This is a genomic window from Paracidovorax wautersii (assembly GCF_900113035.1).
GTDB classification, from domain to species: Bacteria; Pseudomonadota; Gammaproteobacteria; order Burkholderiales; family Burkholderiaceae_C; genus Paracidovorax; species Paracidovorax wautersii.
The window spans coordinates 123,988-149,485 of the sequence record NZ_FONX01000012.1; the positions used below are offsets into that span (position 1 = coordinate 123,988).

General features: G+C 68.0%; 23 protein-coding genes. 22 read left to right on the forward strand and 1 reads right to left on the reverse strand.

What is annotated here, in order from left to right; all coding sequences use genetic code 11:
- Positions 1-16: 16 nt before the first annotated feature.
- Positions 17-1,390, reverse strand: coding sequence for a glycoside hydrolase family 28 protein (locus BM070_RS16930; RefSeq protein WP_245785267.1), 1,374 nt, complete (start codon positions 1,388-1,390; stop codon positions 17-19).
- Positions 1,391-1,608: 218 nt separating this feature from the next.
- On the opposite strand from BM070_RS16930, the gene BM070_RS16935 reads away from it, so the two are divergent.
- From BM070_RS16935 to wecB, 22 genes are all read left to right on the forward strand, one after another.
- Positions 1,609-6,342: a glutamate synthase-related protein gene (locus BM070_RS16935; RefSeq protein WP_092940517.1), complete on the forward strand. Its 4,734-nt coding sequence runs from the start codon at positions 1,609-1,611 to the stop codon at positions 6,340-6,342.
- A 102-nt stretch (positions 6,343-6,444) separates the two neighbouring features.
- Complete coding sequence (locus BM070_RS16940) at positions 6,445-7,923, forward strand: glutamate synthase subunit beta (protein WP_092940518.1); 1,479 nt, start codon at positions 6,445-6,447, stop codon at positions 7,921-7,923.
- Positions 7,924-8,246: 323 nt separating this feature from the next.
- The gene (locus BM070_RS16945) at positions 8,247-9,047 is read left to right on the forward strand and encodes an amino acid ABC transporter substrate-binding protein (protein WP_092940519.1); all 801 of its coding nucleotides are present in this window, start codon (positions 8,247-8,249) and stop codon (positions 9,045-9,047) included.
- A 191-nt stretch (positions 9,048-9,238) separates the two neighbouring features.
- Entirely contained in the window at positions 9,239-9,892 is a 654-nt protein-coding gene (locus BM070_RS16950; RefSeq protein ID WP_092940520.1) for an amino acid ABC transporter permease, read from the forward strand.
- Positions 9,873-10,667 (forward strand): amino acid ABC transporter ATP-binding protein, encoded by a 795-nt coding sequence (locus BM070_RS16955; protein ID WP_092940521.1) that lies wholly within the window; start codon positions 9,873-9,875, stop codon positions 10,665-10,667. Before BM070_RS16950 ends, BM070_RS16955 begins: the two co-directional genes overlap by 20 nt.
- Before the next feature lie 206 nt (positions 10,668-10,873).
- The gene (locus tag BM070_RS16960) at positions 10,874-11,704 is read left to right on the forward strand and encodes an ABC transporter ATP-binding protein (protein ID WP_092940522.1); all 831 of its coding nucleotides are present in this window, start codon (positions 10,874-10,876) and stop codon (positions 11,702-11,704) included.
- Positions 11,701-12,483, forward strand: a complete 783-nt coding sequence (gene mlaE / locus BM070_RS16965; protein ID WP_092940523.1) for a lipid asymmetry maintenance ABC transporter permease subunit MlaE — start codon at positions 11,701-11,703, stop codon at positions 12,481-12,483. Before BM070_RS16960 ends, mlaE begins: the two co-directional genes overlap by 4 nt.
- A 50-nt stretch (positions 12,484-12,533) precedes the next feature.
- Positions 12,534-13,016, forward strand: a complete 483-nt coding sequence (gene mlaD, locus BM070_RS16970; RefSeq protein WP_092940566.1) for an outer membrane lipid asymmetry maintenance protein MlaD — start codon at positions 12,534-12,536, stop codon at positions 13,014-13,016.
- A complete protein-coding gene (locus BM070_RS16975; protein WP_092940524.1) occupies positions 13,013-13,828 on the forward strand; it encodes an MlaA family lipoprotein in 816 nt (271 codons plus the stop codon). The genes mlaD and BM070_RS16975 overlap by 4 nt, the downstream gene beginning before the upstream one ends.
- Positions 13,829-13,998: 170 nt before the next feature.
- Complete coding sequence (locus BM070_RS16980) at positions 13,999-14,643, forward strand: MlaC/ttg2D family ABC transporter substrate-binding protein (protein ID WP_092940525.1); 645 nt, start codon at positions 13,999-14,001, stop codon at positions 14,641-14,643.
- A gap of 20 nt (positions 14,644-14,663) precedes the next feature.
- Positions 14,664-14,933: an STAS domain-containing protein gene (locus BM070_RS16985; RefSeq protein WP_092940526.1), complete on the forward strand. Its 270-nt coding sequence runs from the start codon at positions 14,664-14,666 to the stop codon at positions 14,931-14,933.
- Positions 14,934-15,020: 87 nt separating this feature from the next.
- On the forward strand, positions 15,021-16,010 hold the full coding sequence (locus tag BM070_RS16990; RefSeq protein ID WP_092940527.1) for an ABC transporter ATP-binding protein: 990 nt from the start codon (positions 15,021-15,023) through the stop codon (positions 16,008-16,010).
- Complete coding sequence (locus BM070_RS16995) at positions 16,007-16,762, forward strand: ABC transporter permease (protein ID WP_092940528.1); 756 nt, start codon at positions 16,007-16,009, stop codon at positions 16,760-16,762. The genes BM070_RS16990 and BM070_RS16995 overlap by 4 nt, the downstream gene beginning before the upstream one ends.
- A 5-nt stretch (positions 16,763-16,767) precedes the next feature.
- Complete coding sequence (locus BM070_RS17000) at positions 16,768-17,016, forward strand: BolA family protein (protein WP_092940529.1); 249 nt, start codon at positions 16,768-16,770, stop codon at positions 17,014-17,016.
- Positions 17,017-17,123: 107 nt separating this feature from the next.
- Positions 17,124-18,431, forward strand: coding sequence for a UDP-N-acetylglucosamine 1-carboxyvinyltransferase (gene murA / locus BM070_RS17005; protein ID WP_092940530.1), 1,308 nt, complete (start codon positions 17,124-17,126; stop codon positions 18,429-18,431).
- A 2-nt stretch (positions 18,432-18,433) separates the two neighbouring features.
- On the forward strand, positions 18,434-19,087 hold the full coding sequence (gene hisG, locus BM070_RS17010; protein WP_092940531.1) for an ATP phosphoribosyltransferase: 654 nt from the start codon (positions 18,434-18,436) through the stop codon (positions 19,085-19,087).
- A 7-nt stretch (positions 19,088-19,094) separates the two neighbouring features.
- On the forward strand, positions 19,095-20,462 hold the full coding sequence (gene hisD / locus BM070_RS17015; RefSeq protein ID WP_092940532.1) for a histidinol dehydrogenase: 1,368 nt from the start codon (positions 19,095-19,097) through the stop codon (positions 20,460-20,462).
- On the forward strand, positions 20,459-21,586 hold the full coding sequence (gene hisC / locus BM070_RS17020) for a histidinol-phosphate transaminase (RefSeq protein ID WP_092940533.1): 1,128 nt from the start codon (positions 20,459-20,461) through the stop codon (positions 21,584-21,586). The genes hisD and hisC overlap by 4 nt, the downstream gene beginning before the upstream one ends.
- A complete protein-coding gene (gene hisB, locus BM070_RS17025) occupies positions 21,583-22,221 on the forward strand; it encodes an imidazoleglycerol-phosphate dehydratase HisB (protein WP_092940534.1) in 639 nt (212 codons plus the stop codon). Before hisC ends, hisB begins: the two co-directional genes overlap by 4 nt.
- Positions 22,222-22,273: 52 nt before the next feature.
- Positions 22,274-22,930 (forward strand): imidazole glycerol phosphate synthase subunit HisH, encoded by a 657-nt coding sequence (gene hisH, locus BM070_RS17030; RefSeq protein ID WP_092940535.1) that lies wholly within the window; start codon positions 22,274-22,276, stop codon positions 22,928-22,930.
- Between the two features lie 66 nt (positions 22,931-22,996).
- On the forward strand, positions 22,997-23,734 hold the full coding sequence (gene hisA, locus BM070_RS17035) for a 1-(5-phosphoribosyl)-5-[(5-phosphoribosylamino)methylideneamino]imidazole-4-carboxamide isomerase (protein ID WP_092940536.1): 738 nt from the start codon (positions 22,997-22,999) through the stop codon (positions 23,732-23,734).
- Positions 23,735-24,319: 585 nt separating this feature from the next.
- On the forward strand, positions 24,320-25,453 hold the full coding sequence (gene wecB, locus BM070_RS17040) for a non-hydrolyzing UDP-N-acetylglucosamine 2-epimerase (RefSeq protein WP_092940537.1): 1,134 nt from the start codon (positions 24,320-24,322) through the stop codon (positions 25,451-25,453).
- Positions 25,454-25,498 lie beyond the last annotated feature (45 nt).

Consider the following 25,498-nt stretch of genomic DNA (forward strand, 5'->3'; position numbering starts at 1 on the left):
GGTCGCGCTCACCACCTCAACCCGCGCTGGCGCCGCCTGTGTCGGCTGAAGCGGGGAAGGGCACCCAGCGGCCAGCGCAGTCGGGCGCGGCGGCCGGGCGGACTGCAGGCGCTGCGCCGGGCGGCGTGGGCTCGGCGCCCTGCGCGCCCAGGCGGATGTGGGCGTGTTCCACCTGCCACACGGCGCTGGGGCCGAACTGCGTGCCGTCCAGCGTCACGCCGATGGGGTGGGCCTCGTCGTAGCCGCGCAGCACCAGCGTGCCGCCGTCGCCCGCCACATGGCGCAGCACGATGTCCTGGAAGGTCGGAATGGCATCGCCCTGCGCGCTGCGGCTGTAGCGGGTGTCGAAGTCGATGGGCCGGCGGTTGCCGCGCAGGCACACGTTCTCGTAGCGCACGCCGCTCACCAGGCCGCCCCGGCTGGCATCGCTCTTGATGCGCAGGCCCGACGTGGTGCCGTCCAGCGACACGTTGCGCACCAGCACGTCGCTCACGCCCGCCAGCGTCTCGCTGCCGATCGACAGGCCATGCCCCCAGTAGAAATGGCTGTCGGTGATGGAGACATGCCGCGTCGCGCCCTTGCCGGCCTTGATGGCGATGTTGTCGTCGCCGGTGCGGATGAAGCTGTGCGTGATGGTGATGTCTTCCGACGCGCCGGGGTCGATGCCGTCGGTGTTGCGCGCATCCGCGGGCGCGTCGATGCGCACGCCCCAGAACGTGGCGCCGGACACGTCGTTCAGCGCGACGTTGAAGTTAGGCGCATCGCGCAGCAGCACGTGGTGGAAGACGATGTCGCGGGCATGGTCCACCGCGATCAGGCGCGGGTTGTTCTGCTTGCCGCCTTCGGCCTGGGCGCGGCGTGCGAGCTGCCACCAGCTTTCGCCGCCGTGGCCCGCCATGGGCTGGCCGCCCTGGCCGTCGATGGTGCCGTCGCCCACGATGCCGCCGCCCTGCGTGCCGCTGAAGAGGATGAAGGGCCGGCAGCCCTGGCCCTTGCGGTCGATGCTGCCGCAAGTGCCTGCGCCCCGGTCGTAGCGCCGCGGGTCCGTGTCGGCGGCCAGCACCACGCCGCGGTCGATCCAGAGCGTGACGCCGGAGCGCATGGTGAGCGGGCCGCTGACGAATCGGGCCGGCGCGCCTGCGCCCTGCAGGTGCACGGCAGCGCCGGCGGGGCAGCGGTCGATGGCGGACTGGAGGCGCTCCGTGTCGAGCGAGCCCGCCGCAGCCTGGGCTGACGGGAAGAGCGTGGCGCAGATCTGCGCTGGCGGAGCGGGCTCGGCCACGGCGCGCCGGTCCTGCGCCTGGGCCGGTGCCATGAAGGCGAGGGCTGCAGCGGTCAGCAGAAGGCGGCCAGATAGGCCGTTGGGTGCGAACGGGAAGGAAATTTGCATGGGGTCTGGCGCGGCGCGTTGTTTCACACAGCGCTCGGAGAATGCCTTGGCCGGAGAGTTGCATGGCCGGCTCCTGGCTTTGATGTGTCCCCAATAAAAAATCAGATTCCGGCTTTGCGATTATTTTTAGAATCTGACCCTAATTAAATCGCTTGCAAGGCATTGCTGCAATGCACTACGCTTGCGGTCCCCGCGATTCTCATTCCAAGGAGTGCGCCATGACGACGGCCGCCGAAATCCAGCACCTGCAGCAGCACGGTTTGTATTCTTCCGATCAGGAGCACGATGCGTGCGGCCTGGGCTTCGTGGCCCATATCAAGGGCGTGAAGCGTCACGACATCGTGACCCAGGCGCTGAAGATCCTGGAAAACATCGACCACCGCGGCGCCGTGGGCGCCGACAAGCTGATGGGCGACGGCGCGGGCATCCTGATCCAGATCCCCGACGCGCTCTACCGCGAAGAGATGGCCAAGCAGGGCGTCACGCTGCCGCCCGCGGGCGAATACGGCGTGGGCATGATCTTCCTGCCCAAGGAACACGCTTCGCGCCTCGCCTGCGAGCAGGAGATGGAGCGCGCCATCAAGGCCGAAGGCCAGGTGCTGCTGGGCTGGCGCGACGTGCCGGTGAACGTGGACATGCCCATGTCGCCCACCGTGCGCACCAAGGAGCCCATCCTGCGCCAAGTGTTCATCGGCCGCGGCAACGATGTGATCGTGCAGGACGCGCTGGAGCGCAAGCTCTACGTGATCCGCAAGACGGCCAGCGCCAACATCCAGGCCCTCAAGCTCAAGCACAGCAAGGAATACTACGTTCCCAGCATGTCCAGCCGCACCGTGGTCTACAAGGGCCTGCTGCTGGCCGACCAGGTGGGCACCTATTACCTGGACCTGCAGGACGAGCGCTGCGTCTCGGCCATCGGCCTGGTGCACCAGCGCTTCTCGACCAACACCTTCCCCGAATGGCCGCTGGCCCACCCGTACCGCTACGTGGCGCACAACGGCGAGATCAACACCGTCAAGGGCAACTACAACTGGATGAAGGCCCGCGAAGGCGTGATGGCCTCGCCCGTGCTGGCGGCCGACCTCAAGAAGCTCTACCCCATCAGCTTCGCCGGCCAGTCCGACACCGCCACGTTCGACAACTGCCTCGAACTGCTGACCATGGCCGGCTACCCCATCAGCCAGGCCGTGATGATGATGATCCCCGAGCCGTGGGAACAGCACACCACCATGGACGAGCGCCGCCGCGCCTTCTATGAATACCACGCCGCGATGATGGAACCCTGGGACGGCCCGGCCTCCATCGTGTTCACCGACGGCCGCCAGATCGGCGCCACGCTGGACCGCAACGGCCTGCGCCCCTCGCGCTACTGCATCACCGACGACGACCTGGTCGTGATGGCCTCGGAATCGGGCGTGCTGCCCATCCCCGAGAACAAGATCGTGCGCAAGTGGCGCCTGCAGCCCGGCAAGATGTTCCTGATCGACCTGGAACAGGGCCGCATGATCGACGACGACGAGCTCAAGGCCAACATCGTCAACACCAAGCCCTACAAGCAGTGGATCGAGAACCTGCGCATCAAGCTCGATGACGTGGGCTCCGACGTGGCCGCCGCTCCGCTGGCGGCCGAGCTGCCCCTGCTGGAGCGCCAGCAGGCCTTCGGCTACACGCAGGAAGACATCAAGTTCCTGATGGCCCCCATGGCCCGCAACGGCGAGGAAGGCATCGGCTCCATGGGCAACGACAGCCCGCTGGCCGTGCTCTCGGGCAAGAACAAGCCGCTCTACAACTACTTCAAGCAGCTGTTCGCGCAGGTGACCAACCCGCCGATCGACCCGATCCGCGAGGCCATCGTGATGTCGCTCAACAGCTTCATCGGCCCCAAGCCCAACCTGCTGGACATCAACCAGATCAACCCGCCGATGCGGCTCGAAGTGGCCCAGCCCATCCTCGACTTCGCCGGCATGGCCAAGCTGCACGACATCGAGCAGCACACCCAGGGCAAGTTCAAGAGCGCGGTGATCGACATCACCTACCCGCTGAGCTGGGGCCGCGAAGGCGTCGAAGCCAAGCTGGCCTCGCTCTGCGCGCAGGCGGTGGACGCCATCAAGGGCGGCGCCAACATCCTCATCATCAGCGACCGCAAGGTGAGCGCCACGCAGGTGGCCATCCCCGCGCTGCTGGCGCTGTCGGCCATCCACCAGCACCTGGTGGGCGAAGGCCTGCGCACCACGGCCGGCCTGGTGGTCGAGACCGGCACCGCGCGCGAAGTGCACCACTTCGCCGTGCTGGCCGGCTACGGCGCCGAAGCCGTCCACCCCTACCTCGCCATGGAAACCCTGGCCGAGATGCACAAGGACATGCCCGGCGACCTGTCGCCGGACAAGGCCATCTACAACTACGTCAAGGCCATCGGCAAGGGCCTGTCGAAGATCATGTCCAAGATGGGCGTGAGCACCTACATGAGCTACTGCGGCGCGCAGCTGTTCGAGGCCATCGGCCTGAACACCGAGACCGTGGGCAAGTACTTCACCGGCACGGCCAGCCGCGTGGAAGGCATTGGCGTGTTCGAGATCGCCGAGGAAGCCATCCGCATGCACAAGGCCGCCTTCGGCGACGACCCGGTGCTGGAAACCATGCTGGACGCCGGCGGCGAATACGCCTGGCGCGCGCGTGGCGAAGAGCACATGTGGAGCCCCGACGCCATCGCCAAGCTGCAGCATTCCACGCGCGCCAACAACTGGAACACGTACAAGGAATACGCGCAGATCATCAACGACCAGAGCCGCCGCCACATGACGCTGCGGGGCCTGTTCGAGTTCAAGTTCGACCCGGCCAAGGCCATTCCGGTCGATCAGGTCGAGCCCGCCAAGGAGATCGTCAAGCGCTTCGCCACCGGCGCCATGTCGCTGGGCTCCATCTCCACCGAGGCGCACGCCACGCTGGCCGTGGCCATGAACCGCATCGGCGGCAAGAGCAACACGGGCGAGGGCGGCGAAGACGCGGCCCGCTATCGCCAGGAACTCAAGGGCATCCCGATCAAGCAGGGCGACACGCTCAAGAGCGTGATCGGCTCCGAGAACGTCGAGGTCGATCTGCCCCTGCAGGACGGCGACTCGCTGCGCTCGCGCATCAAGCAGGTGGCCTCGGGCCGCTTCGGCGTCACGGCCGAATACCTGTCGTCGGCCGACCAGATCCAGATCAAGATGGCCCAGGGCGCCAAGCCCGGCGAAGGCGGCCAGCTGCCCGGCGGCAAGGTGTCCAACTACATCGGCAAGCTGCGCCACAGCGTGCCGGGCGTGGGCCTCATCTCGCCCCCGCCGCACCACGACATCTACTCCATCGAGGATCTGGCCCAGCTGATCCACGACCTGAAGAACGTGGCACCGCACGCCAGCATCAGCACCAAGCTGGTGTCCGAAGTGGGCGTGGGCACCATCGCTGCCGGCGTGACCAAGTGCAAGAGCGACCACCTGGTGATCGCCGGCCATGACGGCGGCACGGGCGCATCGCCCTGGTCGTCCATCAAGCATGCGGGCGGCCCGTGGGAGATCGGCCTGGCCGAAACCCAGCAGACCCTGGTGCTGAACCGCCTGCGCGGCCGCGTGCGCGTGCAGGCCGACGGCCAGATGAAGACCGGCCGCGACGTCGCCATCGGCGCGCTGCTGGGCGCGGATGAATTCGGCTTCGCCACCGCGCCGCTGGTGGTCGAGGGCTGCATCATGATGCGCAAGTGCCACCTGAACACCTGCCCGGTGGGCGTGGCCACGCAGGACCCGGAGCTGCGCAAGAAGTTCTCGGGCAAGCCCGAGCACGTGGTGAACTACTTCTTCTTCGTCGCCGAGGAAGTCCGCCAGATCATGGCGCAGCTGGGCATCGCCAAGTTCGACGACCTGATCGGCCGTGCCGACCTGCTCGACGTGCGCGCCGGCATCGCCCACTGGAAGGCCCGCGGCCTGGACTTCAGCCGCCTGTTCGCCCAGCCCAACGTGCCGGCCGACGTGCCGCGCTTCCATGTCGATGTGCAGGACCACAACATCGAGCACACGCTGGACCGCAAGCTGATCGAGCGCAGTCGCCCCGCCATCGACAAGGGCGAGCGCGTGCAGTTCATCGAGGTGGCGCGCAACGTGAACCGCTCCGTGGGCGCCATGCTCTCGGGCGAGGTCACCCGCTCGCATCCCGAAGGCCTGCCTGACGACACCATCCGCATCCAGCTCGAAGGCACGGGCGGCCAGTCGTTCGGCGCGTTCCTCACGCGCGGCATCACGCTCTATCTGATCGGCGACGCCAACGACTACACCGGCAAGGGCCTCTCGGGCGGCCGCGTGGTGGTGCGCCCCAGCATCGACTTCCGCGGCGACACGGTGCGCAACACCATCGTGGGCAACACGGTGATGTACGGCGCCACCTCGGGTGAATCGTTCTTCAGCGGCGTGGCCGGCGAACGCTTCGCGGTGCGTCTCTCGGGCGCCTCCACGGTGGTGGAAGGCACGGGCGACCATGGCTGCGAATACATGACCGGCGGCACCGTGGTGGTGCTGGGCAAGACGGGCCGCAACTTCGCGGCCGGCATGAGCGGCGGCGTGGCCTACGTCTATGACGAGGATGGCCTCTTCGAGACGCGCTGCAACCTGTCCATGGTCAAGCTCGAACGCATCCTGCCGGCCGACGAGCAGGAAGCCACCGTCTCGCGCGGCATCTGGCACCGCGGCCAGACCGACGAGGCCCAGCTCAAGAAGATGCTGGAAGACCACAACCGCTGGACCGGCAGCAAGCGTGCGCGCGAGCTGCTGGACAACTGGGCGGCATCGCGGGCGAAGTTCGTCAAGGTCTTCCCGACCGAGTACAAGCGCGCCCTGTCTGAAATCCATGAACGCAAGCTGCTGGAAGACCCGGCGACCCCCGCGGTCGCCACGGCTTCCAAGAAGGAGGCTGTCGCCGCCAAGTAAGGCCGGCCAGCCACGCGCAGCGGCCTCGCCAGGCGAGCACCTCCGCCCGGCGGGCCGCGACCGACGCACAGCCAAGCATTCACAGACATCAGGACAGACATCATGGGAAAGACCACCGGCTTCATGGAATACGAGCGCATCGAAGAGGGCTACCGCCCGCCTGCCGAGCGCCTGAAGCACTACAAGGAATTCGTCATCGGCCTCGATGAAGCGCAGGCCAAGATCCAGGGCGCGCGCTGCATGGACTGCGGCACGCCGTTCTGCAACAACGGCTGCCCGGTCAACAACATCATTCCGGACTTCAACGACCTGGTCTATCAGCAGGACTGGAAGAGCGCCATCGCCGTGCTGCACAGCACGAACAACTTCCCCGAGTTCACCGGCCGCATCTGCCCCGCGCCCTGCGAGGCCGCCTGCGTGCTGAACGTGAACGACGACGCGGTGGGCATCAAGTCCATCGAGCACGCCATCATCGACCGCGCCTGGGCCGAAGGCTGGGTCAAGCCCCTGCCGGCCAAGCACAAGACCGGCAAGAAGGTGGCCGTGGTGGGCTCCGGCCCGGCCGGCATGGCGGCCGCCCAGCAGCTGGCGCGCGCCGGCCACGACGTGACCCTCTTCGAGAAGAACGACCGCATCGGCGGCCTGCTGCGCTACGGCATCCCCGACTTCAAGATGGAGAAGTCGCACATCGACCGCCGCGCCGACCAGCTCAAGGCCGAAGGCGTGACCATCCGCACCGGCGTGTTCGTGGGTGCGGCCAAGGACGGCCTGGGCAAGGGCTCCAAGGTCACCAACTGGGCCAAGGAAACCATCACCCCCGAGCAGCTGCAGAAGGACTTCGACGCCGTGCTGCTGACCGGCGGCGCCGAGCAGAGCCGCGACCTGCCCGTGCCCGGCCGCGACCTGGACGGCATCCACTTCGCCATGGAGTTCCTGCCGCAGCAGAACAAGGTCAACGCGGGCGACAAGCTCAAGGGCCAGCTGCGCGCCGACGGCAAGCACGTCATCGTGATCGGCGGCGGCGACACCGGCAGCGACTGCGTGGGCACCAGCAACCGCCACGGCGCTGCCAGCGTCACGCAGTTCGAGCTGATGCCCCAGCCGCCCGAAGAAGAGAACCGCCCGCTGACCTGGCCCTACTGGCCGATCAAGCTGCGCACCAGCTCGAGCCATGAAGAGGGCTGCGAGCGCGAGTTCGCCATCTCCACCAAGGAATTCATCGGCGAGAAGGGCAAGGTCACCGGCCTGAAGACCGTGCGCGTCGAGTGGAAGGACGGCAAGATGGTCGAGGTCGCCGGCTCCGAGCAGGTGCTCAAGGCCGACCTGGTGCTGCTGGCCATGGGCTTCGTGAGCCCGGTCGCCGCCGTGCTGGATGCCTTCGGCGTGGACAAGGACGCCCGTGGCAACGCCAAGGCCACCACCGAATTCGATGGCGGCTACGTCACCAACGTGCCCAAGGTGTTCGCCGCCGGCGACATCCGCCGCGGCCAGTCGCTGGTCGTCTGGGCCATCCGCGAAGGCCGCCAGGCCGCGCGTGCGGTGGACGAGTTCCTGATGGGCTATTCCGACCTGCCGCGCTGACCGGCGGCGTGGGGCCGGCCCGGCTGGCCTCGCTGCCCTCGGGGGCGGGACAGCCTGGAAAAGAGAACGGCGCTCGCGTGGCGCCGTTTTTCATGGCGCTCATCCATCTGATTTGCTATTGAATTGATAGCTATATGCCCTGATTCCACCTGTGCTGCAGGCCCAAAGGGCTTGAAGTCCCGGCGCGCTTGCGGTGCCTTGGGACCGCCCGCTGCCCGAGTGGGCGACAATACGGGTTCTCCCTCATCCGCATCCGCGCGAGCCGCCGCTCCTCCCGTCCGGCGCCGTGCGGTGTTTTTTTGCTTGCTGGAAACCGATTTGCCATGAAGAAGATCGCCGCCATTGCGCTGCTGTCCGTGGGTGCCTTGCTGGCCGCCTGCGGCAAGAACGAAACCGCCCAGGCTCCTGCCGCCGCCGCACCCGCGCCGGCCGCCGTCGCCAAGATCGTGGTGGGCCTGGACGACAACTTCCCGCCCATGGGCTTCCGTGACGACAAGAACCAGCTGGTCGGCTTCGACATCGACATGGCCCGCGAGGCCGCCAAGCGCATGGGCGTGGAAGTCGAATTCAAGCCCATCGACTGGAGCGCCAAGGAAGCCGAGCTGTCGGGCAAGCGCGTGGACGCGCTGTGGAACGGCCTGACCATCACCGACGAGCGCAAGCAGAACATCGCCTTCACCGCGCCCTACATGGAAAACCACCAGATCATCGTGGTGCCCGCGAAGTCCGCCATCAAGACCAAGGCCGATCTGGCCGGCAAGGTCGTCGGCGCGCAGGATGGCTCCAGCGCGGTCGATGCCGTCAAGAAGGACGAGGCCGTGTTCAAGTCGTTCAAGGAGTTCAAGACCTTCGGCGACAACGTGACCGCGCTGATGGACCTGTCCACCGGCCGCCTGGACGCCGTGGTGGTCGATGAAGTGGTGGGCCGCTACTACGTCGCCAAGAAGCCGCAGGACTACGCGGTGCTGCAGGACAACTTCGGCACCGAAGAGTACGGCGTGGGCGTGCGCAAGGACGACACCGCGCTGCAGGGCCGCCTGGACACGGCTCTGGCCGAGATGAAGAAGGACGGCACGGCCGGCCGCATCGCCGAGCAGTGGTTCGGCAAGAACATCATCAAATAACTTCGGCGCATCCCCCTGAGCGGCTTCGCCGCTTCCCCCTTCTCTCGCCTCGCTGCGCGATGCGGGAAGGGGGACGCAGCCGGCGCGGCGGGGCGGCCCTTGCGCGGCTGCCGCTGGCCCTGGGCCGCGCCGGTTGCCGAGGCCTCGAGCCATGGCGGCCTCTGGCATCCTGACCATCATTCTTCTCGCAGATGGATTACGTTCTTTCCCTTCTGGGGCCGCTGGCGCAAGGCGCCACCGTCACCCTGAAGCTGTTTGTCATCACGCTGGCGCTGGCCGTGCCCCTGGGGCTGCTGCTGGCGCTGGCGCGCACGTCGAGCTGGCGCGTGCTGTCGGGCGTGGTCAACGGCTATATCTGGCTCATGCGCGGCACGCCGCTCATGCTGCAGATGCTGTTCATCTATTTCGCGCTGCCGTTCGTGCCGGTCATCGGCGTGCGGCTGCCCGACTTCCCGGCGGCGGTGGCGGCCTTCGCGCTGAACTACGCGGCGTACTTCGCCGAGATCTTCCGCGCCGGCATCCAGTCGGTGGACCGGGGCCAGTACGAGGCCGCCCGCGTGCTGGGCATGACCTACGGCCAGACTATGCGCCGCATCGTGCTGCCGCAGATGGTGCGCCGCGTGCTGCCGCCCATGAGCAACGAGACCATCACGCTGGTCAAGGACACCTCACTCATCTACGTGCTGGCCCTGAACGACCTGCTGCGCGCCGCGCGCGGCTTCGTGCAGCGCGACTTCACGACCACGCCGTTCATCGTGGCGGCGGCCTTCTATCTCCTCATGACCCTGGTGCTGACCTGGGGCTTCCAGCGGCTGGAGCGGCGCTATGCCAAGCACGACGACTGAAGAACGGCGCGGCGCCGCGCCGATGATCGACGCCCAGGGCATCCACAAGGCCTTCGGCGCCACGGAGGTGCTCAAGGGCGTGTCGCTGCAGCTGCGCCGCGGCGAGGTGGTGGCGGTGATCGGCCCCTCGGGCTCGGGCAAGAGCACCTTCCTGCGCTGCCTGAACCGGCTGGAGACCATCGACCGCGGCCATGTCGCCATCGGCGGCGAGGTGCTGGCCACCACCGGCGCGGACGGCCGCTGCAGCTACGCGCCCGAGGCCGAGCTGCGCCGCATCTGCCGCAAGACCGGCATGGTGTTCCAGCACTTCAACCTGTTCCCGCACCTGACCGTGCTGCAGAACGTGATCGAGGCGCCCATGGTGGTGCAGGGCGTGCCGCGCGACGCGGCCATCGCCCGCGCCGAGGCGCTGCTGGCCAAGGTGGGCCTCGCGGAAAAGCGCCACAACTACCCGGCTCGCCTCTCGGGCGGGCAGAAGCAGCGCGTGGCGATCGCCCGGGCGCTGGCCATGGAGCCGGAGATCATGCTGTTCGACGAGCCCACCTCGGCGCTGGACCCCGAGCTGACCGGCGAGGTGCTGCGCACCATGCGCGCCCTGGCCGACGAGCACATGACCATGCTGGTGGTCACGCACGAGATGGGCTTCGCCCGCGAGGTGGCGCACACGGCGGTGTTCATGGACCAGGGGCGCATCGTCGAATCCGGCCCGGCCGCATCGCTGTTCGCGGATCCGCAACAGCCGCGCACCCGCAGCTTCCTGCGCAGCATGCTGTGAGAAAGCGCCACCGCTCATGGTCCCAAAGGCCTGCCGGTGCGTACATCGGCGGGGCGGGGCGCTCACTTAACAATAGCGGTATGATGCCGCCGTTTGTTGCAAACATGCATGCATGTATGTTTGAGTTACCATCGTCCCACACGGCGCTTCGGCGCCAGCGGTGACAATCCGCCCGCACCGTTCCCATCCTCTTGCGTACCTACCGAATGCCTCCGTCCTCTGCCCTGGTCGAACTGCGCAACGTGACCTTCTCCTATGGAGACCGCGTCATCCTGCGCGACCTGTCGCTGTCGGTGCCGCGCGGCAAGGTGACGGCGCTCATGGGCGCCTCCGGCGGTGGCAAGACCACCGTGCTGCGCCTGATCGGCGGCCAGTACCGCGCCCAGCAGGGCGAGGTGCTGGTGGACGGCCAGGACGTGGCCCGCATGGACGAGGCCCAGCTCTATGCCGCCCGCCGTCGCATGGGCATGCTGTTCCAGTTCGGCGCCCTGTTCACCGACATGGACGTGTTCGAGAACGTGGCCTTCCCCCTGCGCGAGCACACCGACCTGCAGGAGGAGCTGATCCGCGACATCGTGCTGATGAAGCTGCACGCCGTGGGGCTGCGCGGCGCGCGCGACCTCATGCCCAGCCAGATCTCCGGCGGCATGGCCCGCCGCGTGGCGCTGGCCCGCGCCATCGCGCTCGACCCGCAACTCATCATGTACGACGAACCCTTCGCCGGGCTGGACCCGATCTCGCTCGGCATCGCCGCGCAGCTCATCCGCGAGCTGAACGACGCCATGGGCCTCACCACCCTGGTCGTCTCGCACGACGTGGAGGAGACCTTCCGCGTGGCAGACCACGTCATCGTGCTCGGCCCGGGCATGGTGGCCGCCCAGGGCACGCCCGACGAGGTGCGCGCCAGCACCGACCCGCTGGTGCACCAGTTCGTGAACGCGCTGCCCACCGGGCCCGTGCCCTTCCACTACCCCGGCCCCAGCCTCGCGGAGGACTTCGGCCCCGTGGGCGGCATGCCCGCAGGAGGTGCGCGATGAGCTGGTGGAGACCTTCCGACGTCGGCTATGCCGTGCGCTGCAAGCTGGCCGACATCGGCATGGGCGCGCGCCTCTTCGTGCGCCTGGTGGGGCTGATCGGCGCCACGCTGCGCCGGCCCGCGCTGCTGCGCGACCAGATCCATTTCCTGGGCAACTACTCGCTGTCCATCATCGCCATGTCGGGCCTGTTCGTGGGCTTCGTGCTGGCGCTGCAGGGCCATAACGTGCTGCAGCGCTACGGCTCGGCCAACGCGCTGGGCCTGGTGGTCACGCTCGGGCTGGTGCGCGAGCTGGGCCCGGTCGTCACCGCGCTGCTCTTCGCCGGGCGCGCCGGCACCTCGCTCACGGCCGAGATCGGCCTGATGCGCGCCGGCGAGCAGCTCTCGGCCATGGAGATGATGGCCGTCGATCCCGTGCGCCGCATTCTCGCGCCGCGCTTCTGGGGCGGCGTCATCGCCATGCCGCTGCTGGCGGCGGTGTTCAGCGCCATCGGCGTCATCGGCGGCTGGATCGTCGGCGTGCTGCTGATCGGCGTCGATGCCGGCGCCTTCTGGGGCCAGATGCAAAGCGGCGTGGACGTGTTCAAGGACGTGGGCAACGGCGTCGTCAAGAGCCTGGTCTTCGGCGTGGCGGTGACCTTCATTGCCGTGCTGCAGGGCTTCGTGGCCAAGCCCACGCCCGAAGGCGTGTCGCGCGCCACCACGCGCACGGTGGTCATGGCCTCGCTTTCCGTGCTGGGCCTCGACTTCATTCTCACGGCCCTGATGTTCAGTATCTGATGGCTGCCGACCGCAGCGATCGCCAGCCTTTCAAGGAAATCAAAAACACCATGCAGCACTCCAAGAACGACTTCTGGGTGGGCCTCTTCGTCCTGCTGGGCGGGGCGGCTCTCGTCTTCCTGGCCTTGCAGTCCGCCAACCTGCTGAGCCTGAACTTCAACAGCGGCTACGCCGTCACGGCCAAGTTCGACAACATCGGCGGCCTGAAGCCCCAGGCGGCCGTGCGCAGCTCGGGCGTGGTGGTCGGCCGGGTCAAGTCCATCAGCTTCGACGACAAGACCTTCCGCGCCAACGTGCTGCTGGACCTGGACAAGCGCTACGTCTTCCCCAAGGACAGCTCGTTCAAGATCCTCACCAGCGGCCTGCTGGGCGACCAATACATCGGCATCGAAGCCGGCGCCGACGAGAAGAACCTCGCGGCCGGCGACGTGGTGACGCAGACGCAATCGGCCATCGTGCTGGAGAACCTGATCGGACAGTTCCTGTACGGCAAGGCGGAGCAGGGGTCTTCGGACAGCGGGAGCAAGAAATGAACAACAACATCCATCCTCAATCTAGCGTTACGCGGCAGGGCGGGGCGCTGGTGCGCCTGCCGGCGCGCCGTGCAGCGGCCGCCGCCACGCTGGCGCTGGGCTCGCTCATGCTGGCCGGCTGCGCCACCGGGCCCGACGCCAACCCGCGCGACCCGCTGGAACCCTACAACCGCACGGTGACCGACTTCAACGACGGCGTGGACCGCGCCGTGCTCAAGCCCGTCGCCACCGCCTACCGCGAAGTCATGCCTTCGCCCGTCCGCACGGGCGTCTCCAACTTCTTCGCCAACCTGGGCGACATCTGGTCGTTCGTGAACAACGTGCTGCAGTTCCGCGGCAGCGAAGCCATGGACAGCCTGGTGCGCTTCAACGTGAACACGGTCTTCGGCCTGGGCGGCGTGCTGGACATCGCCAGCGAGATGGGCATTCCGCGCCGCAAGACCGACTTCGGCCTGACCCTCGGCCGCTGGGGCGTGCCGACCGGCCCGTACCTGGTGCTGCCGCTGCTGGGCCCCTCCACCGTGCGCGACACCGTCGCGCTGCCGGTGGACGTGCAGGGCAATCCTCTGCGCGATGTGGACCCGGTGTCCGCGCGCAACCAGCTCTACGTGCTGCGCGTGGTGGACAAGCGCGCCAGCCTGCTGGCCGCGGGCAACGTGCTGGACACGGCCGCGCTCGACAAGTACAGCTTCACGCGCGACGTGTTCCTGCGGGTGCGCAGCCTGGAGATGGACCCCTCGTCCGACGACGGCAAGGACGACGACTCCAGCTACGACCCCAATGCCGGCAAGCTGCCGCCGGTGCCCAACTGAGCGGGCCGGGCGGGCCTGAGAGGCCTGCCGGCCTTGGCATCCGCTTGCAGGCGTTGCATCGACTTGCATCCGGGTACCCGTCCGACGTATTGCGCGCACGGGCCGGTTCCACAATCAGAACCTATTGCATATGGCGGGCTCCTGTGGCCCGCACCGAAAGGAAACCACACATGATCCACCGACGTGACCTGGCCCGCTGGGCCCTCGCCCTGGCCGCTGCCACCTCGCTGGCCGGCCCCCTGGCCGCCTGGGCTGCCGACGAGGCTCCCGACGAACTGGTCAAGCGCCTCTCCACCGACGTGCTGGTCAAGGTGCGTGCAGACAAGTCCCTGCAGCGCGGCGACATCAACAAGGTGGTGGAGCTGGTGGACCAGACCATCCTGCCGCACGTGGACTTCCGTCGCATGACCGCTGCCGCCACCGGCCCGGCCTGGCGCCAGGCCACGCCCGAGCAGCAAAAGCGCCTGCAGGAAGAATTCAAGACGCTGCTGATCCGCACCTATTCCGGCGCGCTCAACCAGGTGAGCGACCAGACCATCACCGTCAAGCCGCTGCGCATGTCGCCTGGCGACACCGACGTGCTGGTGCGCACCGAGGTCAAGGGCCGCGGCGACCCGGTCCAGCTCGACTACCGCCTGGAAAAGACGCCCGGCGACGGCGCCGGCTGGAAGGTCTACAACCTGAACGTGATGGGCGTGTGGCTGGTGGATACGTACCGCAGCCAGTTCGCGCAGGAAATCAACACCAAGGGCATCGACGGCCTGATCGAAGCACTGGCCGCGCGCAACAAGGCCAACTCCGGCAAGTCCTCCTGATCCGGCCGGCAGGTAACAACATGCTGGTTCTACCGCCCGAACTGACCCATGAGCAGGCTTCCGCCAGCCTGCGCATGCTGCTGCAGGGCCTGAAGGCGCACCGCGATCCGGGCCTGGTGGTCGATGCTGCAGCGCTCGCCTCGTTCGACTCGTCCGCGCTGGCGGTGCTGCTCGAATGCCGCCGCGCGGCGCTGTCCGAAGGCAAGACCTTCGCCGTCAAGTCGCTGCCGCCCGCGCTCGCCACCCTGGCGGGCCTCTACGGCGTCGAAGAACTGCTGCCGGCCGCCTGACGCCGTGCGCCACGCGGTGCCCTGGCGGGGCCGCAAGTCCCCAGGTCGGCCGGGAGCCGGCCTGAGGTCGTAAAATCGCGGGCTTACATGCCAGCAGTCTCCTTCCAATCCGTCTCCAAGACGTTCTCCACCCCCAAGGGGCCCTTCCAGGCACTCGACGGCGTCAGCCTCGACATCGAAGAAGGCGAGTTCTTCGGACTGCTGGGGCCCAACGGCGCGGGCAAGACCACCCTCATCAGCATCCTGGCGGGCCTGGCGCGTGCCAGCAGCGGCCGCGTGCTGGTGCAGGGCAGCGACGTGCAGTCCGACTACGCCGCCGCCCGCCGCAAGCTGGGCATCGTGCCGCAGGAGCTGGTGTTCGATCCGTTCTTCAATGTCCGCGAGTCGCTGCGCATCCAGTCGGGCTACTTCGGCGTGAAGAACAACGACGACTGGATCGACGAGCTGCTCGACAGCCTGGGCCTGGCCGACAAGGCCAACTCGAACATGCGCCAGCTCTCGGGCGGCATGAAGCGCCGCGTGCTGGTGGCGCAGGCGCTGGTCCACAAGCCGCCCATCATCGTGCTCGACGAGCCCACCGCCGGCGTCGATGTGGAGCTGCGCCAGACGCTCTGGCACTTCGTCGCCCGGCTGAACAAGCAAGGCCATACCGTGCTGCTGACCACGCATTACCTGGAAGAGGCCGAGGCCCTATGCAACCGCATCGCCATGCTCAAGCGCGGCGCCAGCGGCGGCCGGGTGGTGGCGCTGTCCACCACGTCCGAGCTGCTGCAGGCGGCCTCCACCAACGTGCTGCGCTTCAAGACCGACGACGCCCTGCCGCCCGCGCTGGCGGCCGTGGCCCGCGTGACCGGCCGGGTGGTGCAGCTGCCCGCCCAGCAGGCCGAAGACATCGAATCGCACCTGGCCACGCTGCGCGCCGCCGGCGTGCGCGTGCATGACGTGGAGATCCGCCGTGCCGACCTGGAAGACGTGTTTCTGAGCGTGATGGCCGAATCCCGCTATCCCGACCCGGCCGCCGCGCCGCCGCCGGCCGACGGGCCCGAAGAGACGGCAGAAGGCGGGGTGCGGCTATGACCGGCTGGCAAACCCTTTTCTACAAGGAAGTGCTGCGCTTCTGGAAGGTGAGCTTCCAGACCATCGCCGCGCCGGTGCTCACTGCCGTGCTCTACCTGCTGATCTTCGGCCACGTGCTGGAAGACCACGTCAAGGTCTATGACCACATCGGCTACACCGCCTTCCTGGTGCCGGGCCTGGTGATGATGAGCCTGCTGCAGAACGCCTTCGCCAACAGCTCATCCAGCCTGATCCAGAGCAAGATCATGGGCAGCCTGGTGTTCGTGCTGCTCACGCCGCTGTCGCACTGGGGCTGGTTCGCGGCCTATGTGGGCTCGTCCATCGTGCGCGGCCTGGCCGTGGGCCTGGGCGTGTTCGTGGTCACGCTGGCCTTCGCGCGGCCCGAGTTCGCCGCGCCGGTCTGGATCGCCGTGTTCGCGCTGCTGGGCGCCGCGCTGCTGGCCACGCTGGGCCTGATCGCGGGCCTCTGGGCCGACAAGTTCGACCAGATGGCCGCGTTCCAGAACTTCGTGATCGTGCCCATGACCTTCCTCTCGGGCGTCTTCTACTCCATCCAGTCGCTGCCGCCCTTCTGGCAGGCCGTGAGCCACCTGAACCCGTTCTTCTACATGATCGACGGCTTCCGCTACGGCTTCTTCGGCCAGAGCGACACCTCGCCGTGGCTGAGCCTGGCCATCGTCGGCTCGGCCTGGCTGGCCGTCAGCGCCCTGGCCATCCACCTGCTGCGCACCGGCTACAAAATCAGAAACTGACCCACATGACCGCAGACGAACTCAAGCACCTCATCGCCTCCGGGCTGCCCTGCGAGCACATCGCGCTCGAAGGCGACGGCCGCCACTGGTATGCGACCATCGTCTCGGCCGAGTTCGAGGGCCGGCGCGCCATCCAGCGGCACCAGCGCGTCTATGCCACGCTGGGCAGCAAGATGCACACCGACGAGGTGCATGCCCTGTCGATGAAGACCTTCACGCCGGCCGAATGGGCCGCGCAGCCGGACGGCCGCTGACCCGCGCCGGCATCTTTCGGTTTTCACTATATTTTTGATAGCTGCCAGCGCTTGATCCACGGGCGCTCTGGCAGCTTTTTGTTGATGACATTCTGGGGCGAAAAGCCATGGACAAACTCCTGATTCGCGGCGGTCGGCCGCTGCACGGCGAAGTGCCGATCTCCGGCGCCAAGAACGCGGCCTTGCCCGAGCTGTGCGCCGCGCTGCTCACCGCCGACCCCGTCACCCTGCTGAACGTGCCGCGCCTGCAGGATGTGGCCACCATGCTCACGCTGATCCGCAACATGGGCGTTCAGGTCGAGCAGCCCGGCACGCCCGGCTGCGACGATCTGGACAGCCGGGGCGACGAATCCACCGTGCGCATCGACGCCAGCGGCTTGAACACGCCCGAGGCACCCTACGACCTGGTCAAGACCATGCGTGCCTCCGTGCTCGCGCTGGGCCCGCTGCTGGCGCGCTTCGGCGAGGCCACCGTGTCGCTGCCCGGCGGCTGCGCCATCGGCTCGCGCCCGGTCGATCAGCACATCAAGGGCCTGGCGGCCATGGGCGCCGAGATCGTGGTCGAGCACGGCTACATGATCGCGCGCCTGCCCGCAGGCCGCACGCGCCTGAAGGGCGCGCATATCACCACCGACATGGTCACCGTGACCGGCACCGAGAACTTCCTCATGGCCGCCACGCTGGCCGAGGGCGAGACGGTGCTGGAGAACGCCGCCCAGGAGCCCGAGATCACCGACCTGGCCGAGATGCTGATCGCCATGGGCGCGAAGATCGAGGGCCACGGCACCAGCCGCATCCGCATCCAGGGCGTGGAGCGCCTGCACGGCTGCACGCACCGCGTGGTGGCCGACCGCATCGAGGCCGGCACTTTCCTCTGCGCCGTGGCCGCCACGGGTGGCGAGGCGCTGCTGCGCCACGGCCGCGCCGACCATCTGGACGCCGTGATCGACAAGCTGCGCGAAGCGGGCGTGCAGGTGCAGCCCGAAGAGGGCGGCATCCGCGTGCGCAGCGCGGGCGCCGGCAGCCTCAAGGCGCAAGGCTTCCGCACCACCGAATACCCCGGCTTTCCGACCGACATGCAGGCGCAGTTCATGACGCTGAACGTGGTCGCTCAGGGCACGGCCACGGTCACAGAGACCATCTTCGAGAACCGCTTCATGCACGTGGACGAGCTGCTGCGCCTGGGCGCGCACATCCGCACCGACGGCAAGGTGGCGATCATCGAAGGCGTGGGTCGGCTCTCTGGCGCGACCGTCATGGCCACCGACCTGCGCGCCTCCGCCAGCCTGGTGATCGCCGGCCTGGTGGCCGACGGCGAGACCGTGGTGGACCGCATCTACCACCTGGACCGCGGCTACGACTGCATGGAAGCCAAGCTGCGCGGCCTGGGCGCCGACATCGAGCGAGTGCAATAAGAATGAGCAAGGACACCCTCACCCTGGCCCTCTCCAAGGGCCGCATCTTCGAAGAGACCCTGCCGCTGCTGGCCGCCGCCGGCATCGAGGTGCTCGAAGACCCCGAAAAATCGCGCAAGCTGATCCTGCCCACCAACCAGCCGAACGTGCGCGTGGTGCTGGTGCGCGCCTCCGACGTGCCGACCTACGTGCAGTACGGCGGCGCCGACCTGGGCGTGACCGGCAAGGACACGCTCATCGAGCACGGCGGCCAGGGCCTGTTCCAGCCGCTGGACCTGCGCATCGCGCGCTGCCGCGTCAGCGTGGCCGTGCGCAACGACTTCGACTACGTGCAGGCCGTCAAGCAGGGCTCGCGCCTGAAGGTGGCCACCAAGTACACCAGCATCGCGCGCGACTTCTTCGCCACCAAGGGCGTGCACGTGGACATGATCAAGCTCTACGGCAGCATGGAGCTGGCGCCGCTCACGGGCCTGGCCGACGCCATCGTCGATCTGGTCTCCACCGGCAACACGCTGCGCGCCAACCACCTGGTCGAGGTCGAACGCATCATGGACATCAGCTCGCACCTGGTGGTCAACCAGGCCGCGCTCAAGCTCAAGCAGGCGCCGCTGCGCCGCATCATCGACGCCTTCGCCGGCGCCATCCGCAACGACTGAAGTCACTATGAATTTCGTAGCTGCCCCCGCCCGTCTGTCCACCGCTGCAGCCAGTTTCGAGGCTGATTTCGCAGCCCGCCTGCATTGGTCCGCCGACACCGACGCGGCCATCGAGCAGCGCGTGGCCGACATCCTGGCCGACGTGCAGGCGCGCGGCGACGCGGCGGTGCTCGAATACACCGCCCGCTTCGACGGCCTGCAGGTGGACGGCATGGCCGCGCTGGAGCTGACCCAGGCCGAGCTCAAGGCCGCGTTCGACGCCATTCCCGCCGTGCAGCGCGGCGCGCTCGAAGCCGCCGCCGCCCGCGTGCGCCGCTACCACGAGGCGCAGAAGCAGGCCTCGGGCGAGAGCTGGAGCTACCGCGACGAAGACGGCACGCTGCTGGGCCAGAAGGTCACGCCGCTGGACCGCGTGGGCATCTACGTGCCCGGCGGCAAGGCGGCTTATCCGTCCAGCGTGCTGATGAACGCCATCCCCGCGCACGTGGCGGGCGTGGGCGAGATCATCATGGTCGTGCCCACCCCGCAGGGTGCCAGGAACCTGCTGGTGCTGGCCGCCGCCTACGTGGCTGGCGTCACCCGCGCCTTCACCATCGGCGGCGCGCAGGCTGTGGCCGCGCTGGCTTACGGCACGGCCACCGTGCCGAAGGTGGACAAGATCACCGGCCCGGGCAATGCCTACGTCGCCAGCGCCAAGAAGCGCGTGTTCGGCACCGTGGGCATCGACATGATCGCCGGCCCCAGCGAGATCCTCGTGCTGGCCGACGGCAGCACGCCGCCCGACTGGGTGGCCATGGACCTCTTCAGCCAGGCCGAGCACGACGAACTCGCGCAATCCATCCTGCTGTGCCCCGACGCGGCCTACATCGACGCCGTGCAGGCCGCCATCGACCGCCTGCTGCCCGAGATGCCCCGCGCCGCCATCATCGCCAAGAGCCTGAGCGACCGGGGCGCGCTGATCCTCACCAGGGACATGGACGAGGCCTGCGCCATCAGCAACCGCATCGCGCCCGAGCATCTGGAAGTCAGCAGCACCGACCCGCACCGCTGGGAACCGCTGCTGCGCCACGCCGGCGCGATCTTCCTGGGCGCCTATACGTCCGAAAGCCTGGGCGACTACTGCGCAGGCCCCAACCACGTGCTGCCCACCAGCGGCACGGCGCGGTTCTCGTCGCCGCTGGGCGTCTATGACTTCCAGAAGCGCAGCAGCCTGATCGAAGTGAGCGAGCAGGGCGCCCAGAAGCTGGGCACCATCGCCGCCGAGCTGGCCTACGGCGAAGGCCTGCAGGCCCATGCCCGCGCCGCCGAGCTGCGCCTCACGCCCGTGCCGCCGGCCCGCTGCCCTCCCTCTGCCGCCAAGGAATCCGCCGCATGAACCAAGCCGTCACCGCTCCTGCCGCCCTGCGCGCCCTGGACCGCATCCGCCCCGACGTGCGCGCCATGCACGCCTATTCCGTCCAGCCCGCCACCGGCGTGCTGAAGATGGACGCCATGGAGAACCCGTTCCGCCTGCCGGCCGAGCTGCAGGCCGCGCTGGGCCAGCGCCTGGGCGCGCTGGAACTCAACCGCTATCCGGGCACCCGCCAGAACGACCTGAAGGCGGCGCTGGCCGCCTATGCTGGCGCGCCCGAAGGCAGCGCGCTGCTGCTGGGCAACGGCTCCGACGAGATCATCACCCTGCTGGCCCTGGCCTGCGCCCAGCCGCATGCCGGCGGCCGCGCCACCATGCTGGCGCCCATGCCGGGCTTCGTGATGTACCCCATGAGCGCGCAGCTGCAGGGGCTGGACTTCGTCGGCGTGCCGCTCACGCCCGACTTCGCGCTGGACGAGGCGGCCATGCTCGCCGCCATCGCCGAGCACAAGCCCGCCATCACCTACATCGCCTACCCCAACAACCCCACGGCCACGCTGTGGGACGAGGCCGTGGTGCAGCGCATCGCCGACGCGGTGGGCGAGCAGGGCGGCATCGTGGTGATGGACGAGGCCTACCAGCCCTTCGCCAGCCGCAGCTGGATCACGCGCATGCGCGCCGAGCCCGAGCGCAACGCCCACGTGCTGCTGATGCGCACGCTCAGCAAGTTCGGCCTGGCCGGCGTGCGCCTGGGCTACCTGATCGGCCCCGCCGCGCTGGTGAACGAGATCGACAAGGTGCGCCCGCCCTACAACGTGAGCGTGCTCAACTGCGAGGCGGCGCTCTTCGCGCTCGAGCATGCCGAGGTGTTCGCCGCCCAGGCCGCCGAGCTGTGCGCCGCGCGCACCGAACTGCTGGCCGCGCTGCGGGCCATGCCCGGCATCGAGCGCGTGTGGGACAGCGAGGCCAACATGGTGCTGCTGCGCGTGGCCGACGCCGCCCGTGTCTTCGCAGGCATGAAAGAGCGCAAGGTGCTCGTCAAGAACGTTTCTACAATGCATCCACTGCTGGCCAACTGCCTGCGCCTGACGGTCGGCAGCGCCGCCGACAACGCCCAGATGCTGGCCGCCCTCCAGGCCTCCCTATGACCTCCTCCGCACTCGTACCCTCCGCCTCGCAGGGCGACGCCTCGGCCGACCGCACCGCCGAAGTCTCCCGCAGCACCGCCGAAACCCGCATCAGCGTGTACGTCAACCTCGACGGCACGGGCGAAGCGCGCCTTTCCAGCGGCATCGGCTTCTTCGACCACATGCTCGACCAGATCGCCCGCCACGGGCTGATCGACCTGCGCGTGGACTGCGAGGGCGACCTGCACATCGACGGCCACCACACGGTGGAAGACGTGGGCATCACCATCGGCCAGGCCTTCGCGCGCGCCGTGGGCGACAAGAAGGGCATCCGCCGCTACGGCCACGCCTACGTGCCGCTCGACGAGGCGCTCTCGCGCGTGGTGGTCGATTTCTCGGGCCGCCCCGGGCTGCACATGGACGTGAAGTTCACCGCCGGCAGCATCGGCCAGCTCGACACGCAGCTGGTCTATGAGTTCTTCCAGGGTTTCGTGAACCATGCCGGCGTCACGCTGCACATCGACAACCTGAAGGGCTTCAACGCCCATCACCAGTGCGAAACCATCTTCAAGGCCTTCGCCCGCGCCCTGCGTGCCGCGCTGGAGCGCGATCCGCGCGCGGCCGGCGTCATCCCCTCGACCAAGGGCTCCCTGTAACTCCTCGGGCTCCCATCGGCCTCTGGCGCTCTTTCCTCCTGCGCAATCTGCTATGAATAGTGAAGCAAAGACCGTCGCCGTCGTGGACTACGGCATGGGCAATCTGCGGTCGGTGTCGCAGGCCGTGCTGGCCGCGGCGGCCGGCACCGGCTGGACGGTGCTCGTCACCTCCCAGCCCGACGAAGTGCGCGCCGCCCAGCGCGTCGTGCTGCCGGGGCAGGGCGCCATGCCAGACTGCATGAGCGAGCTGCGCGATTCCGGCCTGCAGGAGAGCGTGCTGGAAGCCGCCGCCTCCAAGCCCCTCTTCGGCGTCTGCGTGGGCATGCAGATGCTGCTGGACCACAGCGCCGAGGGCGACACGCCCGGCCTCGGGCTGATCCCGGGCGAGGTCATCCGCTTCGACCTGGCAGGCCGCACCCAGCCCGACGGCAGCCGCTACAAGGTGCCGCAGATGGGCTGGAACCGCGTGCGCAAGGGCGCCGAGCATCCGGTCTGGGGCGAGATTCCCGACGACAGCTGGTTCTATTTCGTCCACAGCTTCCATGCCGTGGTGCGGGATGCGGCCCATTGCGCAGGCGAAACCGACTACGGCGGCCGCTTTGCCTCGGCCATCGCACGCGATAATATTTTTGCCACGCAGTTCCATCCGGAAAAAAGCGCGGACCAGGGCCTGGCGCTCTACCGCAACTTCCTGCACTGGAATCCCTGAGTTCCATCAACCCGCCGGGCCCAGGCCCGGCACAGCCTTACCTTTCGTCGGCTCATCTCTCACATCATGCTGCTCATCCCTGCCATCGACCTCAAGGACGGTCACTGCGTGCGCCTCAAGCAAGGTGACATGGATCAATCCACCACCTTCGGCGAAGACCCTGCGGCCATGGCCCGGCGCTGGGTGGATGCCGGCGCGCGGCGCCTGCACCTGGTCGATCTGAACGGCGCCTTTGCCGGCGCGCCCAAGAACTACGGCGCGATCAAGTCCATCCTCAAGGAGGTGGGCGACGACATCCCCGTGCAGCTGGGCGGCGGCATCCGCGACATGGACACCATCGAAAAGTACATCGACGGCGGCCTGCGCTACGTCATCATCGGCACGGCGGCGGTGAAGAATCCGGGCTTCCTCAAAGATGCCTGCAGCGCCTTCGGCGGCCACATCATCGTGGGCCTGGACGCCAAGGACGGCAAGGTCGCCACCGACGGCTGGAGCAAGCTCACCGGCCACGAGGTGGTGGACCTCGCCAAGAAGTTCGAGGACTGGGGCGTCGAGTCCATCATCTACACCGACATCGGCCGTGACGGCATGCTGTCGGGCATCAACATCGACGCCACGGTCAAGCTCGCGCAGGCGCTGACCATTCCCGTCATCGCCTCGGGTGGCCTGGGCAGCATGGCCGACATCGAGCAGCTCTGCGCCGTGGAGAGCGAAGGCGTCGAAGGCGTGATCTGCGGCCGCGCCATCTATTCGGGCGACCTGGACTTCGCTGCGGCCCAGGCCCGGGCCGACGAGCTGGCCTGAGGCCGCTCTATGCGGGCTGGGGAGCCCGCTGGGAATTTCCCGGAAAGGGGGCGTGAGTTGGCGTGGCGGGTGGTCCGCACCGCGCCTCGTCCCCCACACCACCCATCCCACCCATTCCGCTGCCTTTCGGGTTGAAGCGCCGCTGGACCATGCAGTCTGTCCGGGGACGCGCCGGTCGCTTGCGTGGGCTCGAAAGCCCATGCGGCGCATCCGAAGCACCCACCCATCCGAGTGAGTGCGCTCCAGCGTGATCTCTCGAGGGATCGTCAACCGGCATGACGGGATCGTCAACAGGCCTTGAACACGGCGCCGCGTTCAACGGCTAACACGGGCCTCCTCGTCAGATTCGTAGGACGGCTACGACGCTCCGATGTTTAATTATTGCTATCGGGGTGGAAAGTCGATTTGTCACGTCCGTTTACCCCTGAGACATTTGCTAATATCGCGCCTTCGAGGGTCAGACGACGCAGATCGCTCCCGCCCGCAGGTGCACTTCCGTGTGCCTTCCTTGTTGTCCAGCTCGTGCGAAGGAGGGGTCGCCCCACGGCGGCACGCTTGGCGCGGGCATAGCTGCTGCGACCTCGAATGCGTGTTCTCTCGATTTTCGGTACCCGACCCGAAGCCATCAAGATGGCTCCCTTGGTCATCGCCATGCGCCGTGAGCCGCAGATCGAGAGCGTGGTCTGCGTCACCGGCCAGCACCGCGAGATGCTGGCCCAGGTCATGGCGCTCTTCGACCTGCAGGCCGACCATGACCTCGACGTCATGCGTCCCAACCAGACCCTGAACGGATTGTTCTCCCGCCTCGTCGGCAGCGTGGACGACGTGCTGCAGACCGTGCGCCCCGACAGCGTGCTGGTGCATGGCGACACCACCACCGCGGCGGCCTGCGCCATGGCTGCCTTCCATCGGCGCATTCCCATCGGCCATGTGGAAGCCGGCCTGCGCAGCGGCGACATGCAGTCGCCCTTCCCCGAAGAGATGAACCGCCGCGTCGTGGACTGCATGAGCCAGTGGCTGTTCGCGCCCACGCCGTCGGCCCGCGATGCCGCCGCGCGCGAGGGCGCTGCCGGCCAGATCTGGGTCACCGGCAACACGGTGATCGACGCGCTGGCCACCACCATCGCCAAGTTCGATGCCGACCCGGTGCTCGACTCGAGCCTGTCCGCCCGCTACCCCTGGCTCGACGCCGGCCGCAAGCTGGTGCTGGTGACCGGCCACCGCCGCGAGAACTTCGGCGACGGTTTCCGCAACATCTGCGCCGCGCTCAAGGAACTCGCCGGCCGCAGCGACGTGCAGATCGTCTATCCGGTGCACCTCAATCCCAATGTGCAGGATGTCGTGAAGGAAACCCTCTCGGGCCTGCCCAACGTCCATCTCATCGCGCCGCTGGACTACCTGGATTTCGTCTGGTTCATGCGCCGCGCCTACCTCATCCTCACCGACTCCGGTGGCGTGCAGGAAGAGGCGCCCTACCTGGGCAAGCCGGTGCTGGTGATGCGTGACGTCACCGAGCGCCCCGAGGCCGTGGCGGCCGGCACGGTGCGCCTGGTGGGCACCTCGCACAGCCGTATCGTGCAGGAGGCCCGGCGCCTGCTGGACGACGCGGGCGTGCATGCCGAGTTCAGCCGTCGGGGCAATCCCTATGGCGACGGCCACGCTTGTCAGCGCATCGTGGATGCCCTCTGCAACCGCCCGTTCACCGAATTCCGTCCCTGAGCCATGTCCGGCCAGCCGTTTTCCCGATTCATGTTCGTATTACCC